This window comes from Aliivibrio fischeri ATCC 7744 = JCM 18803 = DSM 507 (assembly GCF_023983475.1).
Taxonomy (GTDB): domain Bacteria; phylum Pseudomonadota; class Gammaproteobacteria; order Enterobacterales; family Vibrionaceae; genus Aliivibrio; species Aliivibrio fischeri.
The window spans coordinates 1,744,923-1,762,730 of the sequence record NZ_CP092712.1 but is presented as its reverse complement, the minus strand read 5'-3'; the positions used below and the strand labels follow the sequence as shown (position 1 = coordinate 1,762,730).

Sequence of the window (17,808 nt, the reverse complement as noted above, 5' to 3'; positions counted from 1 at the left end):
TTGACAACTATCAAACATCGACTAATCTGATTATTATATGTCAATAAATGAAAGGTTAGATATGAGAGCAAGTATCTTAAGGGAACTATCTTTGCTAAGTAATGCGTTATCACCTGAATATTATGATTACTTTGCTCGGATAGTCCAAACTAGCACTGTTAATTACAAGAAAAAGTTTTTTTTGAATATTTACTCATCATTCTGTTTCTTAACTAAACCTAACAGCTATACCGCAATTGATATATTAAATTGTGATGATAATTTCAACAAACACTTTGAACTATTTGTTGGCTTTATATATCAAGAAAATCAAAGTTTACTCAGCACTAATTACATATACCTGTGTGTATTTAAAAAAATTTTCAAAACAATTGCGGCGGATAAGCACCTTAACTTCAATGACTTGAAAATAAGTAGGCTTGAAGTCAGTGATGATATACAAAAGTGTATAAATAGCTTCAACGAGTTGAATGTTGATAGAAATAAACTTAATTACCTTAACGGATGGCAAGTACTCTCAAAAGATGGTACTGAATTTGAGTTACACCTTAATTCTATCTATACCACATATGGGGTTGAATTTACGGCGCAAGTTCACAAGGCATTAATTGACTATGGGCATACCCAAAAGAAAAGAAGCTTACAAACTTATGTTATATATATAAAAGCGTTTTTTGAAGCGATGGTTTTAGTATGTCCAAATCACGATGAAATTAAAAAATGTCTTAGCCGTAGCCACGTTCAAAGCTTCTTCAACGATATAATGAATGTATGGTTCGCCTCACATTTATCGAGAGGTAATGAGCCCAAAACATTTTTTTCTTATTGGCACAAAATTGTAAAGATATATACTGAATCCTTTATTGATACTGGTATATTTGATCTCCCCATAAAACCGTTTATTGTTCCAAAGTGGAAATATCCCAAAGATACCGCTCCAACATTTTCAGTAGGCGCTCAAGCGACGGAAAAGGAAAAGCAACGTTGGTTTGTAGATATACCTATTAAAATTAACGATGAAGAAGCGATATCAATTATCAAATCAAAGATTGATGACGACTTAGCGTACATTCACCAAATATGTATGACAAAATTTAAAGAATTTAAAGAAAGAACTAAACGAAACGCTATTTTTATCAAAACAGGCAATGCTAAACCCCTTTTGGGAACTAAAAACGACCATAAATATCGAGGCTTTGTTGGTGAGAATAACCTTGCCAATACAGTAGCAACTTTTTATACACATGGTTTTAATCCGAAAAAATTTGGTAATTACATTAATTTTTTAGGTTTCCAAGGTAAAAATAGTATTTTGTTGGAAGAATTAAATCTTCCTACAACTTCCTCTTTGGCAGTCCTATTAACATTACTTGTAATGGAACACCCTGAAATTACTCCGGCATGGCTAGAAACATGGGAACTGTACGATAAAAATGGAAAACAAGCAGGTTTTAAGAAATCGAATAATCAGTATATAGCGGTGAGCAACAAAGATAGGAAAGGAATAATCACTGCCCAGCAATCCGTTGTTTTAAATGATCGTTCAAAAGTTGTGGTCGAGTATTTGATTGAGCATACGTCGTTTGCTCGTAAGCAATTAAAGGCAAGTGGTAAGGCCGCTTGGAGAAAAATGCTTCTCACTGCATCGACAACAGAGGTCAAACATATCAGCTCTATAAATATTATCAATAATGCTTCGCAATATTTAGAGTGGATAAGTAACCCATTACTAGTTGAATCTAGTAGTTTAATGACACCATGTAATGCAATAAAGCTCGCCAAATTAATATCTCTACGCTCAATTCGTAAACATAGAGGCCTTCAGATTTACCTTGAAACCTGTTCTATGGATGCTGTAGCTGAGGCTTTGGGACACAAGAAAAAAGACTTGGTATTATTGGCTTCATACCTCCCCAAACCACTCATGGACTTTTTTAATGATCGTTGGATACGTCAATTCCAGAATGCAATTATTCTTGAAGCGATGAAGAACTCACCATATCTACTCGATGCTACCGATTTGACGGCTGAAGATATTGAAGAGTTTCTTCGTAATCATGGTCTTGGTCATCTGCCTCCTCACTTTGATTGCAGACTTCAAGAGCAAACTGATGAAAGAAGCATAAAAGAGTCCAGCTTCGACGAAATCTCATTTCTAATTTCGACATCGTTATTACAGTTACTCATAGCAATTAGGGCGATTGTAGAAAATGAAGAAAATAAACATACATTTTTAGATATTGTAAACGATTGGTACGAGTCAGCGGTGTTTATCCTTAACTCTCTTTCTACTGAGCAGTATCGTTCTGATACAGAGCTTGCATCAATGCTCCATGACGCTAATCAAAACGCATTAGATATTAACTTAATTCGTGGAGCAATAACATGTTAAGACTTATCGAGAAAATTTTTGATGAAAAGCTGAGTTTTGAAAGCTTGGGTTCGCAAGAGTTAGAGCAACTGATTCAAGAGTCAATTGCCAGCAATGATTATCGTGCATTACAAAAACTAACCAATATATACACAGGAGTTTATGAATACAATGACCGTAAACCTTGGTGGTTACTTTCTGATTTTGATGATGATGTATGGTTAATTGACTTTACCAGTGATGAACAAAAAACAAGGAAAAAATTTGATACTAAAACAAAGGAGTTAAATTGGAGTGCTGTTTATCTTGACGATGGCGAGCGACTAACAGCCATCAAGCACAAAAAACTATTAAATAGTTTCAAATATTGGATAGTCGCTATCGATAATCCGTTAGAAAATGGCGGAAAATTAATTGCCGTAAGAACCGCATATGGAAGGTTTAATACTGTCATTCACTTAGTTAACGCAATATTACTACACTCTAAATCATTAAAGCTTGCAAAGTTTCAATTAGTCAATGTAAACGATGATTTTTGGCTGAATATCCTTATACAAATAGCCATCCAAGGAAGTTTTTCAGGAATTTATAGACCTGATATTAATCTCGAGAAACTTTTAAACAAAGAAAGCTTAAACATTACAAGTGAGCAAGCGGAACAATTCAAAAAAAAATACCCATATTTATCTAAGAGCCTAGCTAGTGATGAAATAAAGCTATCATTAAATGATAAAGCCAAAGCTTGTGCGTGGCTCTATGAGCAAGGTTACTACAGGCTCGAGGGTGGGTCTCCTAGACTTCAAGGAAATTCCTCTATTTTGGCTTCATTACTATTCAATGGCACCATCCTATCAACCGATTTTGTACTTCCTGCATACCCTGAGTTGAGCTTAAAAGGTCATTTACTCACGACAGAATACGCTGCTATAGCAAATAAAAATACAAGTTCTGAGCTAACTCAGAAAGTAATTTCAGACTACATAAATGCTATTCGCTTTATTTATACCAACTTTGAACGAAATAATGCCTGCTCTCCCAATATTCTCGGTCAACACATAACCGCAGTCAGTGTGAGTCAAAATGAACTTGTTAAGCTGAAAAAGGCAGGAAGGACACGCACACTTTCTCCTGAGTTTGTTTTTAATTTAATTCGCCAATGTTACGAGTTTACCAAAGAACATTTACCCAAAGATGACGTAACTAATTCAAATGAAACATCTCTACTCAGTGAGATTTTACAAAGCGTAACGAAGGGGGCATCGAAGTCGGTAGCAAAACGTAAAAACCGGTCTAAATCGGCTAAAAAAGTGAAGGAATTTACCGAAGTTCTACGAGATAACTTACCAACAACGGAACGTAAAGATTGGTTCCATAGTGAAGCAATGAATTTTTTGAGCAGTGATTACCTTGCTAAGGGCATTAAGCAAATTCACGTATTTGATATAAATATTCTAGATCGGCACAAAAGAATCAGGGCTAACGAGAGTCTGTTCGATCTATTTGATATTCTGCAAGGCTCTATTCAAATCCTTGTGGGTGTAATTATGGCAAGGAGACAAGATGAACTCATAAAACTTAAAGCTCATGGTAACTTGTCACCCAATATCAATCCATTCACCGATAAAGGATCAACATCCAACTACAGCTTAAAGTTCAATATTAAAAAGACAGGGATTGGTGGAAACAAAGGAAGAAATGAAACAGCAAAGAGACCAATACCACGGTCTATCGCAAAACTGATTTGGCAACTAGAGCAGTTCAACATTGAAGTCATTCGACGAAAATTAAACAACGGTCCCCTATCTCTATTTAATTGTTTAACTTCGAGGACTTGTAGGTTCAGTAGTTTGAACTACCGAAGCTTTAATAACCACCTTAATGCTGTATGTGACTACTTTGAAACACCTTTGGTGCAATATGACACAGGTGAATATCGCCGTAACTATGTACGCCAACATCAACTTAGACGATTTTTTGCAATGGTTTTTTTCTGGTCTAAGCGCTTTAAAGGAATGGAGTCTTTACGTTGGATGCTCGCTCATTCAGACATAGAGCACTTATATCACTATATTTCAGAATCAGAGTCAGGTGTAGTTCTTACAGGTGTTAAAGCCACAACCATAACTCGCAGCATAATTGACCCTTCATCCGAACTTCACAATACCATCGAAATTGAAGAATTGCGTAAAGTCATTGCAAGGCGTGTGTTAGGCAACGAAGCTAAAGCTGTAGAGCTCAGTACTTTGAGTGATGCCAGTGAATACTATAAGGATGAATCCTATAAAACCATACCGCATATCAGTCAAATACAGAAAGAACAAGCCATCGAAAATGAAATCATAGATATGCTTGAAGTAGGTTCGATCACATTAGAGCCAGAGTTTTTTACGATTACTGAAGCTAATGGTGACGAAGTACGAACATTTAACTTAATACTAAAAATAAAAGACCTTGATTAGGGGATTCTCAATGAAAGCAAAAGAAAAAAACCAAACTAAGGTATTTGAAACCGAAAAGCTTCTACTCGAAATTATCAAAGATCCTCATGGCTATAAAGGCGATGCTGAGCTATATAAGGCACTGAAATCTCAAGCAGCTATAGCGAAACTTGAAAACCCAGATAGACAAATATTCTCATGTTCGCTGAATACCGTAAAAAGCGTCTCTGAAGCTCTTTTGGATAGAGGTTTTTTAGGTCTGGATAAGTTAAGAATTAACGCTAAGGCTGCTATAGAAGCTGCTCTGCATTCAGAAAAAACAGGAAAACCAAACAAGCAATCTATAACAGGTTTAAAACTAAAAATAGATGAGTTGGAAGAGCAGCTAATTGCAATGCGCTTTGCTTGCTTTAATTTAACAACAGTAGTTGATGAACTTCACTCTCAAGCTAAAACATTGGCAGTGCACAACGGTACTCTTGACCAGCGTATCGAATTGTACAAAGAAGTAAACGCAAGACTCGAAGTGAAACTCAGTCACGCACAACAATCTGATGATTTTAATAAGTTTATAACTGAATTTACAAGGTTTCTAGATGCCACTACATAAGCTAAATAACCATAAACAATGGACTCATATTGGGTTTGACAAGAAACTTCAATTTCGCAAGCCCATCAACATCCCTTTTATAACTTACAGCAACCATCTACCGTGTGTTGAGGCAAATGCTTACATTCACTATTTGGTTGTGACAAACAAAAAGCAAGGCACTCTTCGTAGTAAAGCGCACAACATTAATACCTTGGTTCGTTTTGTTGAGAATCAACCTAGCATCACTAAATTCAGCCAACTTAATGATTCAACCTTTAGGCTGTTTATTCAGGGGCTACAGGTAGAACGTAAAGCTAACGGTGAGCTGAAAAAGTCGAATAACACGGTGATTACCATAGCCCATAGTTGTATCGATTTTTTGCTTTTTGTGCAGTCATTCCATGACCTAAGTAATTTTATTGGAACAGATAAAAGCAACTCGATTCGAATATTGAAAAAAAACTACAAACGTAAACCTGAGGGATACAAAGGTTTTAGTGAAGGGGTAAAGTACACTCATTCTGCTTTTCCTACTCCAGATGCAAAAAAGAAACGCCATCCAGTATCAGAAGAGGATGCCATAAAAATTTGGCAATATATCAAGCTTCAAACATCAAAAGACAAACGCAAGCGTGATATGGCGCTTTATACAACCATGGAACAAACTGGAGCTCGTGTTGAAGAATTGAGTTTAATGAAGTGGAGTGACTATGAGGAAGCTAGGCGAACGGGTTCACTTAAATTAATTACCTTGAAGCGACAGGATGACAAAACTACGCGTTATGTCCCAGTCCCCAATATTTTACTAGCAAGTATTAGTGATTACGGAAAAGTTAGAAAAAAAATCATGAAGAAAAAGAAGGTTAAACATGACTTTCTTTTTATCAGCTTAACAACAGGCAAACCGATTGCAGCAGGCTCTTGGACAACCTACATAAACAACTGGCAGAAAGAATTAGGGATAGAAGGAGCCATCAGCCCTCATTTGTGGAGACATGCATTTGTCACTGATAAACTCAAAGAACTAATTCTCACTGATGCTGAAATAAACAATAAAGATGATTTCAGAAGGCGCTTATTACACACTGCTACCTTTAAGCAACAATTGCAGCAATGGACAGGCCACACTAACTTAAATTCATTAGATACTTATATAGACTTAGTGTTCGCTGATTTAAATGGCTATACGACTGTTTATAACGCAGTATCGCTATCAAGTAGTGTAAAGTTGATGGAGCGTCAGATTGCAGTATTAGAAGAACAGATACTCAAAAAGGAATTAAAAACTACTGCAGCTCTTATTGAGATCAAAAGTTTATTAAATGCATTTAAATCCGATATTAAGAAATGCACTGAAGAAAAACCCATGAAACACTAAGCTTTATAATTTTTTGTTATCAAAAATATAATTATTGATAATTATTAATTTCAGGATTATTTACCTATACTTCTCACATCAAAACAATTACATAAATATTTGGAGAAAGTAATGAAAATGAATCATGTTGGCCTAATGGTCGGAAATATGGATAAAGCAGTAGAGTTCTACACTAAAGCTTTAGGTCTTCGCATTGTAATGAACAATACCAAGGTTATTGAAGAGCGTGAAAGTGCGATTGGCCGCATGTGTATCGCGGTATTCGGTGAAGGCTTTAAAGGTTTTAACATTGCTCATCTTGTAACAACTGATGGTATTGGTGTTGAGTTATTTGAAATGAAAGATCGCCAAGAACGTCATGAAGTTGATTTCTCTCGTCTAGGCATTTTCCATTTCTGTTTACAACTGCCAAAAGAGCAATTTGATTCAGCTATTAAACGTGTTGAAGAGTTCGGAGGTAAGGTTCGTATGGATATCATGCGATACCATCCAGAAGACGATTCAAAGCAAGCACAAATGGTTTACCTAGAAGACCCATTTGGCAACTTATTTGAATTTTACTCACACTCTTACGAAGATACATATGCGTCAGATTATGAGTAATAAATAGAGTCATAAAAGCAGTATTACTCGTTGTTAGCAATACTGCTTCTTTTTATCTACGTTGTAGTATGGGTTGTTGTGGTCAATAGCCTCTACTCATACAAATACTTCTGAAACCCAATAAACGTGTCTCGTATCGCCAAAGGAGATCCAAACTCTACGGCTGCATCACTAATCGTATTGTATTTAAGCTCAACCAAACTACGCATTTTCTGTGCAGCTAGTTCTTGTACACCATCTTCAATATATTTATCCAAAATGAATTCTATAAACTCAACTTGTTTATAGGAAAAATGACTTGAAATAGCCGGTTTCGCAATGGCGACACGCTCTTTACGTGTATGCGTATCTCTAGCGTAAGCCACAAAAGATAATAAGTCGTATACGTCACTGTCTTTGGCATCGATAATATCTTTCATGCTATCGAGTTTTTCATCGTCGTACCCAGCTTCATATAAATCAGCTAATAGCTTTTCACGGGTATTTGGATTACTCCATATCTCACGTAACTCATCTTCATTAGCAAAAAACCTTGGTAAGTCCCCAAACAATTGCTCAACGAACTGTTTGGCTGTCAGCATTGCGCCATCGGCTCCCATAAACAACACACTCTTCATGTGCTGTATTTGACGCACTTTTCCATCGGTTAACGTAATGAATATCTTCTCTGGTTTACCCGTATCGTCTTCATCATCACCTATAGGGCAACTACACGGCGAGTTTCCGCAGTTATTGCAAGGTTCTACAATACATTGACAAGGAGAGTGAAAACATTTGCCACAAAGCACGTCAGGATCTTCTATGACGCAGTTACACGGGTTAAATCCACAGGTTTCACATACGCAACTACATGGATTGTGATTGCAGATATCACATGGCTCTTGCTCTGGTTTTTCGTCTGGTGGTAACGGCTCACCGTCCCATTCAGGATCAGAAAAATTATGATGGGCTTTTACAAAATCATACACGGTGAAGAATGACTTCCCATCATACATCCGCGTACCACGGCCAATGATCTGCTTAAACTCAATCATGTTTTTACATTCACGCATTAACACAATGTTTCGCACATTACGGGCATCTACGCCTGTCGATAACTTGCGTGAAGTAGTTAAAATGGTCGGAATGGTTTTTTCATTATCACAGAATGTGCGAAGATCATTTTCGCCTGCTGCACCATCATTTGCAGTAATACGCACACAATAGCTTGGGTTAGTCGTCCACCCTTTTTTTACTGCATATTGATTGATTAAATCACGTACCATACCTGCGTGTTCTTGTGTGGCACAAAACACGATGCTTTTCTCAGATGGGTTAATATGATCCATCCAATACTGCACACGCTTTTGCTCACGCTGCGGCATTACTATGATGCGGTTAAAGTCCCCTTCTTTGTAAACTTTGCCAGCTTCAGGCTCGCCTTTAAACGTAACAGCATCGCCAGGTGTGTAAACATACTCATCCATGGTGCCGACTATCGGATACACCTTAAATGGCGTTAAAAAACCATCGTTAATGCCTTGTTTTAAGGTATAGCTGTAAACTGGCTCACCAAAGTATTTATAACTATCGGCATTGTCAGTACGTTTTGGTGTTGCTGTTAAACCTAACTGCACCGCAGGAGAGAAATAATCTAGAATATCGCGCCACGAACTCTCATCATTCGCACCGCCTCGGTGACACTCATCAATAATGATAAAATCGAAAAAGTCTTCTGGGTATTGTCTGAAGTTACAGTTGCTTGTATCTGTTATTACCGCTTGTTCAAATTCTTCATCTTCAACTTCTTCTGCATTTAAGCTGTGTTTATTTGCAGAGTCGGTCATTAGGGTTTGGAAAATTGCCATAAAGATACTGGCGTTTTTAGGTACACCCTTGGCTTTTTTGATTTCACTTGGAGTAATACGCACGACGGCATCTTCACCAAAAGCGCCGAAGTCGTTAAAGGCTTGTTTGGTTAATACATTACGGTCGGCTAAAAATAGAATACGTGGGCGTTTTTTAGCATTACTTGGGTTCTTAGCCGCTTGTAAACTCCAACGACTATTAAACAGCTTCCATGACAATTGAAAGGCAATACAGGTTTTACCCGTGCCTGTTGCAAGTGTGAGTAGAATACGGTCTTTGCCTTTTGCTATTGCCTCTAACGCTTGGTTAATGGCGTTTTCTTGGTAATAACGAGGTTGCCAATCGCCTTTACATTCAAAGGGGATTTTTGCAAAGTTTTCACGCCAAGTGCTCGTAAACGCTGGCTCGGCTTTACCGTCATCACCATTAAATGCAATCGCCCACATCTCTTCAGGGCTTAAATAGCGGTTAACGAGCTGTTCTTCACCCGTCAGCATGTCTATTTGGTAAATGTCATGACCATTTGTGGCATAAGCGAAACGGCACTGTAAACGCTCGGCGTAGTCTTTGGCTTGGCGTACACCTTCGGTGTAACTTAGGCTTTCACGTTTGGCTTCAACAGCAGCGAGTTTACGGCCTTGAAACTCTAAAACGTAATCAGCACTGAGTTTTGAGCCACGTTTACCGCCGCCCAAAATACGGCCAGCAGTAATACTCACCTCTCGGCGAATAATGCTGTGATCAGCTTTACCCCAACCATCGACCGTCAATTTAGGCGAGATTAACTCAGCACGGGTTTCAGATTCATTTCTACTCATGACACTTACCTTGTGTTTACTGTTTAGACTGATGCTTAATCGTGAGTTAATTCACCGCTAAAGGCTTTTTGTAAGATGGACTTTTTAAGTTCGTCTATCGAGTCTAATTTTTGCTGGTAAATTGCTTCAAGCTCAATAACCCTTTCTTTAGCTTCAAATAACTTTTGCGCAATCAATTCCTGCTCAATCACATCATTTAAAATTGGAACAGATATCACCTGCATTTTTTTTGGTGACGTATGTCGAACCTTTAATCCTGTAGCGGTCTCTTGAACCTTTGCTCTGAAATTTTTTGTATTAAATAGATGAAATAAAAATTTCAAACTGACTTTATTTTTAAACTCAGGTGTAAGTTCAACCAATCCTAAACGCTGATTATGAAGAAAGGTATTATTTTCAGGTACTAAAGCAGAAGAGCCTAGTAAACCTACTGCTTGTTCCGTCATAGCAACCAGAAGGTCACCTTTTTTAAGTAAATACTCAGCAGGAAAATCACCTTCATAATATTTTGTTTTCTCACCTCTATATCTATATCCACCATCTTCGTAGAAGCTACCTGGAGTTAATAATATCAACTTCGATTTATCTACAAAAAACTCAGATTTAAATGCAAATCCATGCTTAAAATTACAAATATCTCCTAGGGGTAAATCAACCCAACCTTCACCTTTCTGGCTAAACACTTGTTGCAAGTAGCTATCAAATAACTCGCGGGCGTTTTTTAGGTTTTGTTCGGTTTTAGCACGGGTTTGTTCTAAGTCGGAAAATACAGTATCGAGCAATGCCACAATGCGCTTTTGTTCCACTAAATTTACATACGAAAAGCTTAATGACTCTATTTGCTTTTTATTAATTGATGCAAATACAGCCCCTTCATTACCTGTTATCTCATCTTGTTTAGATAATAAGTAATAATATAAGAAGTCTTTATTTAGCTTTTCACTCGGTCTAATTGCAGCTAGACCTCGGCCAATACAAATATTCTGTGTTGAGAAATTAATAGGGCCAACAGGTGCCCTTACTGACATTAAAATATCACCAGCTTGTGCTTCTTTCGTGACTTTTGTCGTCCATTTTTGTGGAGCACCTATAAAACGGTCACCAAACTCCTTTTTCCCTTGATAAAAAGGTAAGCCTTCCACCTCAGTATTGTAATATTTACCTTGAGGTGATTGACCTGCAATTACCTCACAGAAATCACCTAAAGATTGATTTGACCACTCCATTACAACAACTCCTGAATCTTAGCTAAAATCGCTTCAGATTCTTTATCAAGTTTAATAATGTCATCAATAATAGCTTTAGGCTCACGCAGTGGTGCGTCTTCTGCAACATTCGGGTTTTTAACCGATAGGTCATAGGTGTTTTCATCAATATCACTAATTGCTAATGACCATGATTTATCTGAAACCCCTTTTTTCAAATCACCCATAGCGGCTTTTTGCAGCTTAACAAAGTCTTCTAAATCTTTGTCGTTTAGTGGGTTTGTTTTACCCATGTTACGACCGACATTTAGCTCATAAAACCATGTATTAAGCGTAGGTTCGCCTTTGGTAAAGAACAGCACCACGGTTTTTACACCTGCACCTAAGAACGTACCACCAGGGCAATCGAGTACTGTATGCAAGTTACAGTTTTCAAGTAGTTCCTTACGCAGTGCAATTGCCGCTTTATCGGTATTACTTAAAAAGGTATTTTTAATAACTACAGCCGCACGGCCACCGGGTTTAAGCATTTTGATAAAGTGCTGCAAAAACAAAAATGCTGTTTCGCCCGTTTGGATAGGGAAGTTCTCTTGAACCTCTTTACGCTCTTTTCCACCAAATGGCGGGTTAGCCAGAATGATGTCGTGTTGACTGCTTGGTTGAATATCTTGCAGATTTTCAGACAGTGTATTGGTGTGTAATACGTTAGGCGCTTCAATGCCGTGCAAAATCATGTTCATGATAGCGATAACATACGCCAGAGATTTTTTCTCCTTGGCATAAAACGTATCTTTTTGCAGTGTCGCTAAGTCAGTGGTGCTTAATTTTACTTTTTCGCGGCCACCTTGACGTAGATAATCAAAGGCTTCACACAAGAACCCCGCAGAACCTGCTGCGCCATCGTAAATAGTTTCACCGATTTTAGGCTGAACGACATCGATCATCGCTCGGATTAATGGGCGCGGCGTATAGTATTCACCACCGTTACGACCTGCGTTACCCATGTTTTTAATTTTAGCTTCATACAAGTGGCTCAGTTCGTGTTTTTCTTGCTGTGAGCGAAAACGTAATGTATCAATTTTTTCCAATGCGTCACGCAGTGAATAACCACTTTGAATCTTGTTTTTTATCTCGCTAAAAATCTCACCAATTTTGTATTCGATGGTGTTTGCGCTATCAGCACGTTGCTTAAAGCCTTTTAAGTATGGGAAAAGCTTGCCATCCACAAAATCCATCAGGTCATCACCCGTTAAGGCGTTGTTATGATCAAACTTACCATCTGCATCTTTAGGCGCAGCCCAGTTACTCCAACGGAATTGTTCTTCGATGATGTACTCGTAAGTTTCCATCATCATTTCCGCTTCTTGGGATTTGGTGAACTCAAGATCGTCAAGGTACTTTAAAAACAGCATCCATGAAGACTGTTCTGTGTAATCTAGCTCAGAAGAGCAACCTGCATCTTTATGGAAGATGTCATCAACGTTCTTGAATACTTGTTCAAACATGTTTTGAGTGTCCTGATAGCGGCTAAGTTATGGGAAGAAGGTCTAATATTCTCCTGAGAAACCCATAACAAATTGAATTATGTAATTAGGGAGGAATATACCCTTTTTCTTTAGTCTTTACTTTGATTTAGTGATGCAATGAGTTTTTTTCTTTCACTCTCAGTCATTTGAGAAATTAAACAGGCTAACTCGGCTGCACTTTCATCTTCACAGAAGAAATAATTAAGCGGCACACCTAATTCATCAGCGATAAGCTTTAAGGTTTGAATATCAGGGGTGTGCTTGCCTTTCTCGTATTGATTCATTCGAGGGCTTGCTGAACTTTCATCCATACCTATACACACTCCCAATGCTTTTTGAGAGAGTTTCGCTTTTTTACGAGCTTGTTTGAGTCGCTCTGGGATTGGACTAATAAATAACACTTAAATTTCATTTCGGTAGACTCTAATAACTAAGATTGTCTTAGTTTTATCGATTCCTGTATACTAAGCAATACTTAGTTTTTAGTTAATGTGATTTTGAAAATGAAACGGTCTCGAAGAATTAGTGCGGTGATGCACAAGTTATTGATAGAAAATGGGTTAAATGGGTTCACTGTGCTAGAAGCTAGAGATTTGTGGCTATCACTTAATAATATGAACACCAATTCTGCTGAAGCTCGCAAAAAAGTGTATCGTTCCATTTTACACTTTGAAAAGAAATGTTGGTTGCGAACTGAAGGATCTGGACGGGCAAAACGTTACTTTCAAACTGTTCAATTTAAAGAGTTACATAAAAATGTAACCACGAATAATCAAGTAAATACAAAATCTCAGGCACTCGTTCAAGACTATTCTATTTTGAACAATGAGCGTAATGAATACAAGGGCGAACTGGAGATAGTACTTGGGGAGGTTGACGAGTATCAGTCGGTCATATCCCGATTTCCTGAGCTAGAAAATAAACTGGCCCCTTTGCATCAGCAGGCTAAGGAGCGCGCTGCTTTATTGCTCGGTAAAGTGAACGTTTTAACAAAAGTTCTTAACACTCTTTATGAAGGAAATGAAGCATGTTGAGAAAGTGGCAAAGTGAATGTTCTGACAGAGCATTGGAGAAATACCAATCTAACGGCTCCCATTTTTTTTGCCAAGCTACACCAGGGGCTGGAAAGACGGTTCTTGCTGCTAATATTGCATTAAGACTGCTACAAAACGACATGGTGGATCTTGTGTTGTGCTTTTCACCATCGTTGACGGTTTCTGATAGTATTAAGAAAACCTTTTCATCATTCCTTAATTGCACATTTAATGGTGGGATGGGAGCTATCGGACAATCTTTAACCTATCAATCTATCCAGTTCCTTAATGATGAGTTTTGGCAAACATTACGCAATCATAGAGTCTTTGTTGTTTTTGATGAAATACACCACTGCGCTGGCTCTGAGGTTGAAAATGCGAACATTTAGGGGCAGCAAATTCTAACAAAGATACAAGGGCTTGCTACTTTTACACTTGCACTTTCAGGAACACCATGGCGATCAGACTCTTTACCTATTGTGATGGGTGAATACAGCGACCCAGAAGGACAACTTCTTGTCGATTACCAATATACTCTTGAACAAGCGATTACTGATGGTGTCTGTAGATCGCCTAAAATCGTGTTAATTGATAATGAACACTTGTCTGTTAGTAGTAGCGAAAAAGTGGAATCTTTTTCATCAATATTAGAGATGCTTAAGCAGACAAAAGCGTCTTACCAGAGTGTAATTCACAACCAAGAGGCTATAGAATATCTACTAAGTTTAGGGTGTGAACGATTAGCAAGAGTGCGCTTAGACTCTCCAAATGCCGGCGGACTCATTGTTGCTGCGTCAGTTCAGCATGCACACGAAATCAAAGAGGTTCTCTCTCAGAAATTTGGTCAAACCGTTTCAATTGTTACTTATCGACATGAAGAACCGCTAGCAGAAATAAAACGTTATCGACAAAGCGACACTCAATGGATCGTTAGTGTCGGAATGATAAGCGAAGGAACGGATATCCCTAGACTTCAAGTGTGTTGTCATATGAGCGCTGTAAAAACGGAACTGTATTTCAGGCAAGTGCTAGGACGTATTCTTCGAATCGACTCTTCCACGGCTCAACAAGCATGGTTATTTACATTTGCAGAACAAAACCTTATCCAGTTTGCTGAGCGAATTGAAGACGATATTCCTGAGTCATGTATTTATGCGAACATGGGAAAACCAATCAAGACTGAACTCCCTAATAAACGAAATGGTTTGAATGATAAAAAACCTTTGCTTGAGCCTCTAAGTCACACAAGTTCAAATGTATCTTGGGGAAATGGTATAGGCAGTTCAACCGCTCTTTATGGCACTCAAGGGACGTTTGATGAACTTCGGCTTGGAGCTTTTAAGCAGCGAGTAATCTCGGCATTTTCTACCATATAATAAAAGTAGACGCATTACTCAAAGGGGCAAACGATATAGTTATCCTTACCATCTGATACTCGGCAGTATTTATCTTATTGCCAAAATTATGACTATAAATCTAATATCAGTGAGGGCTATCGAGATTTTTTAGTTTGTTAAACAACAGTATCCAGTATAATCTTTTTATTTATAGTAGCTTATGGTGATTTAATGCCTAAAACAAGAGATAATCATTATGTGCCTCAGTGGCATCAAAAGGGCTTTGTTAGTGAAAGAGAAAACGAGCTTTGCCATCTCAAGCAAAAAATAATTATATTGCCGAATGGGACTGAAAAAATTATCCCTCCATCCAAAAAGTGGCAGACTCCGACCCAACGTTTTTATCAAAAAGACCTATACACGACTTTCTTTGGAGATGAAATCAACGATGAAATTGAGAAAAAATTGTTTGGGTATATTGATGATAATGGCTCACATGCTGTAAAGGCGTTTCTAACAGATGACCCAGCTGAATGGCATCAGCATTTTGAAAGTTTCTTTTCGTATTTAGATGCCCAAAAAATAAGAACACCAAAGGGCTTAGATTGGATAAAAAGCCATTACCCAGAGCTTAGTCAAAATGACTTGATGAAAGAAATGCAATCAGTAAGGTCGTTGCATTGTACTCTGTGGGCTGAGGGAGTACGAGAACTCGTTTCAGCCGAAGATTCAGCGGTTAAATTTATAGTTTCAGATCATCCTGTAACGGTATACAACAATGCATGCCCACCTGACTCAAAGCTATGTAAATACCCCAACGATCCAGATATTTCACTAAAAGGCTCACAAACTATTTTTCCATTAGATAAAAATAGATGCTTAATTTTGACCAATCTTGAATATGCAAAAGCCCCTGAATCAGTAGACCCTCTAGAGCCTCGCACTAACGCAGCAAAGATGCGTCAAAGCATGGTTAATACCATAGAGTTTATCAATACTCGAAAGTTGTCAGATGAAGAAGTAACTAAGATTAACTATATAATCAAAAGTCGTTCAAATGAGTCTGTAGCTGCTGGCTCTGATTCTTGGCTACATCCTGATAACGAAGTTCATTGCGATTGGGCTGATTTAAAACATGTATTGTTACCACCATCTAGCGAACTTTATTGTTATGGTGGGGAGATGCTTGCAAAATTTGATGATGGCCATGTTCATTATCAAGATGAATTTGGCCGGCAAACACCCGAAAGTAGTTTTCTTAAAAAGACAATTGATGAAAAAATGCTAGGTCCCAATGACAGCTGTGGGTGCGGTAGTGGTAGAAAGTTCAAGAAGTGCTGTAGAGATATACCGATAGAGAAGCGTTCGACTTGGTCGTATCTAAGTATTAGGGAACGAAATCTAGCGTTGTGTAATGCAATCAGAGACGTTCTGGGGCTCAATAAAGGAAAGTCATGGGATGATGTTAGGCGTGAATTGTCAGATGAACAGGTGTCAGAAATCTATAGGTTTTATTCCGTACTATGGCCCACTGATACTGATATCTATTCTATGTTGCCTAAACCTGATGGTAAGTTTCGTGGACTTTATACTGGCCCATTAGATATTAGAAGGATAGGTATACACGCACTTGCTATGGCACCTCATTTTGAGGAGTTTCTGATTCAACACCCATTTATCAATCCTAACAATGTAAAGCCTGAATTTAGTCCTGTTGAAACACCTAATAGTTACAAATATCAGGCCCTGAAAGATTTTCGCTTCATGTTAATGATTGAGCCATATATTGGTTTAGGGTTGGTAAATCTCATTCCTGATCCTTGTTGCTTTGACTATAGCTTACATCGTGAAATGCTAGACATGGCAGCTTCTAGAAAAGGAACTTTCATTAGCCCGTCAGATCACCTGTTGCACTTGCATTTGATGACAGAAGACCTTTTAAACTCTACATATATGAGGCCTCGAGAAGTACGAAAGAGAATGCTATTGAGTGAGTTTCCTCATTTGACAGACAGCCAAGCTGAAGACGTGAATGATACTTTAAATGAGAAAGCCAAAATTGATCCATTAATCCCCTTACAAGACTTAGGAGGTCAGTTTATGCCCTTTAGCATGGCACCAAACTATGAAATGGGTTTATTTTTAGCTCAAGTAACAGGTTCGGTAATTGTAACCGACAGTGAATCTAGATGGGTTGAGTTTCATACAGCTCAACATCGAAACCAAGGAATAGCGACTTATCCTTGGAGTGAAGTTTACGATACAGTCACGATGGTTCCAGTAGACTCTCAAGCAATGAATTCGTTTCGTAAATCAACAAGTGCGAATTTTGTTATGTACCGAGATTGGCTGAAGTCTTCCCATGCTTTAGTAGCTTCAAATAACTCAGAACAAAATGCAATATCTGAGAAGAAGGCGCAGGCTGTTGAACTAGATATAAAAATCAAAGCTCATGAACCTGGGGGTGATTCAATTAACTTTACAGCTTTAGTTCCCGAAGGAGGTCTTTATGATAAAAATGTGCAACGATTACTTCTAAAGTCAAACTGTACTGATTACAACGACAAAGCATTAGCTGTGTATTACTTGTCTTCATAGCATTTCATTTTTAAGGTATGAATTGCCACCCAACTTGTAAACCTTAACAAGTTCAATTTT

General features: G+C 38.0%; 11 protein-coding genes and 1 pseudogene. 8 read left to right on the top strand and 4 right to left on the bottom strand.

Annotation, left to right across the window (positions count from 1 at the left end; genetic code table 11):
• The first annotated feature begins 37 nt into the window (after positions 1 to 37).
• The 5 genes from AVFI_RS08095 (at position 38) to AVFI_RS08075 (ending at position 7,382) form a co-directional block, all read left to right on the top strand.
• On the top strand, positions 38 to 2,392 hold the full coding sequence (locus AVFI_RS08095) for a hypothetical protein (RefSeq protein ID WP_252653949.1): 2,355 nt from the start codon (positions 38 to 40) through the stop codon (positions 2,390 to 2,392).
• Positions 2,386 to 4,830 (top strand): integrase, encoded by a 2,445-nt coding sequence (locus tag AVFI_RS08090; RefSeq protein ID WP_188863960.1) that lies wholly within the window; start codon positions 2,386 to 2,388, stop codon positions 4,828 to 4,830. The genes AVFI_RS08095 and AVFI_RS08090 overlap by 7 nt, the downstream gene beginning before the upstream one ends.
• A 10-nt stretch (positions 4,831 to 4,840) precedes the next feature.
• Entirely contained in the window at positions 4,841 to 5,419 is a 579-nt protein-coding gene (locus AVFI_RS08085; RefSeq protein WP_236782100.1) for a hypothetical protein, read from the top strand.
• Positions 5,406 to 6,779, top strand: coding sequence for a tyrosine-type recombinase/integrase (locus tag AVFI_RS08080; RefSeq protein WP_199414914.1), 1,374 nt, complete (start codon positions 5,406 to 5,408; stop codon positions 6,777 to 6,779). Before AVFI_RS08085 ends, AVFI_RS08080 begins: the two co-directional genes overlap by 14 nt.
• A gap of 111 nt (positions 6,780 to 6,890) precedes the next feature.
• Complete coding sequence (locus AVFI_RS08075) at positions 6,891 to 7,382, top strand: VOC family protein (RefSeq protein WP_054776165.1); 492 nt, start codon at positions 6,891 to 6,893, stop codon at positions 7,380 to 7,382.
• A 92-nt stretch (positions 7,383 to 7,474) separates the two neighbouring features.
• On the opposite strand, the gene hsdR is transcribed toward AVFI_RS08075, so the two are convergent.
• The 4 genes from hsdR to AVFI_RS08055 all read right to left on the bottom strand — a co-directional run bounded on the left by hsdR (position 7,475) and on the right by AVFI_RS08055 (position 13,180).
• A complete protein-coding gene (hsdR, locus tag AVFI_RS08070; protein ID WP_199414915.1) occupies positions 7,475 to 10,048 on the bottom strand; it encodes an EcoAI/FtnUII family type I restriction enzme subunit R in 2,574 nt (857 codons plus the stop codon).
• Positions 10,049 to 10,083: 35 nt separating this feature from the next.
• Positions 10,084 to 11,274 (bottom strand): restriction endonuclease subunit S, encoded by a 1,191-nt coding sequence (locus tag AVFI_RS08065; protein ID WP_188863921.1) that lies wholly within the window; start codon positions 11,272 to 11,274, stop codon positions 10,084 to 10,086.
• The gene (locus tag AVFI_RS08060; protein WP_188863922.1) at positions 11,274 to 12,758 is read right to left on the bottom strand and encodes a class I SAM-dependent DNA methyltransferase; all 1,485 of its coding nucleotides are present in this window, start codon (positions 12,756 to 12,758) and stop codon (positions 11,274 to 11,276) included. Before AVFI_RS08060 ends, AVFI_RS08065 begins: the two co-directional genes overlap by 1 nt.
• A 110-nt stretch (positions 12,759 to 12,868) precedes the next feature.
• Positions 12,869 to 13,180: a helix-turn-helix domain-containing protein gene (locus AVFI_RS08055; protein ID WP_188863923.1), complete on the bottom strand. Its 312-nt coding sequence runs from the start codon at positions 13,178 to 13,180 to the stop codon at positions 12,869 to 12,871.
• 102 nt (positions 13,181 to 13,282) lie between these two features.
• Here AVFI_RS08055 and AVFI_RS08050 point away from each other — a divergent pair, with 102 nt between their 5' ends.
• The 3 genes and pseudogenes from AVFI_RS08050 to AVFI_RS08040 all read left to right on the top strand — a co-directional run bounded on the left by AVFI_RS08050 (position 13,283) and on the right by AVFI_RS08040 (position 17,748).
• Positions 13,283 to 13,813, top strand: coding sequence for a hypothetical protein (locus AVFI_RS08050; RefSeq protein WP_188863924.1), 531 nt, complete (start codon positions 13,283 to 13,285; stop codon positions 13,811 to 13,813).
• Positions 13,807 to 15,189: pseudogene (locus AVFI_RS08045) on the top strand (DEAD/DEAH box helicase). Before AVFI_RS08050 ends, AVFI_RS08045 begins: the two are co-directional and overlap by 7 nt.
• Positions 15,190 to 15,381: 192 nt before the next feature.
• Positions 15,382 to 17,748, top strand: coding sequence for a DUF4238 domain-containing protein (locus tag AVFI_RS08040; protein ID WP_188863925.1), 2,367 nt, complete (start codon positions 15,382 to 15,384; stop codon positions 17,746 to 17,748).
• Positions 17,749 to 17,808: the final 60 nt, after the last annotated feature.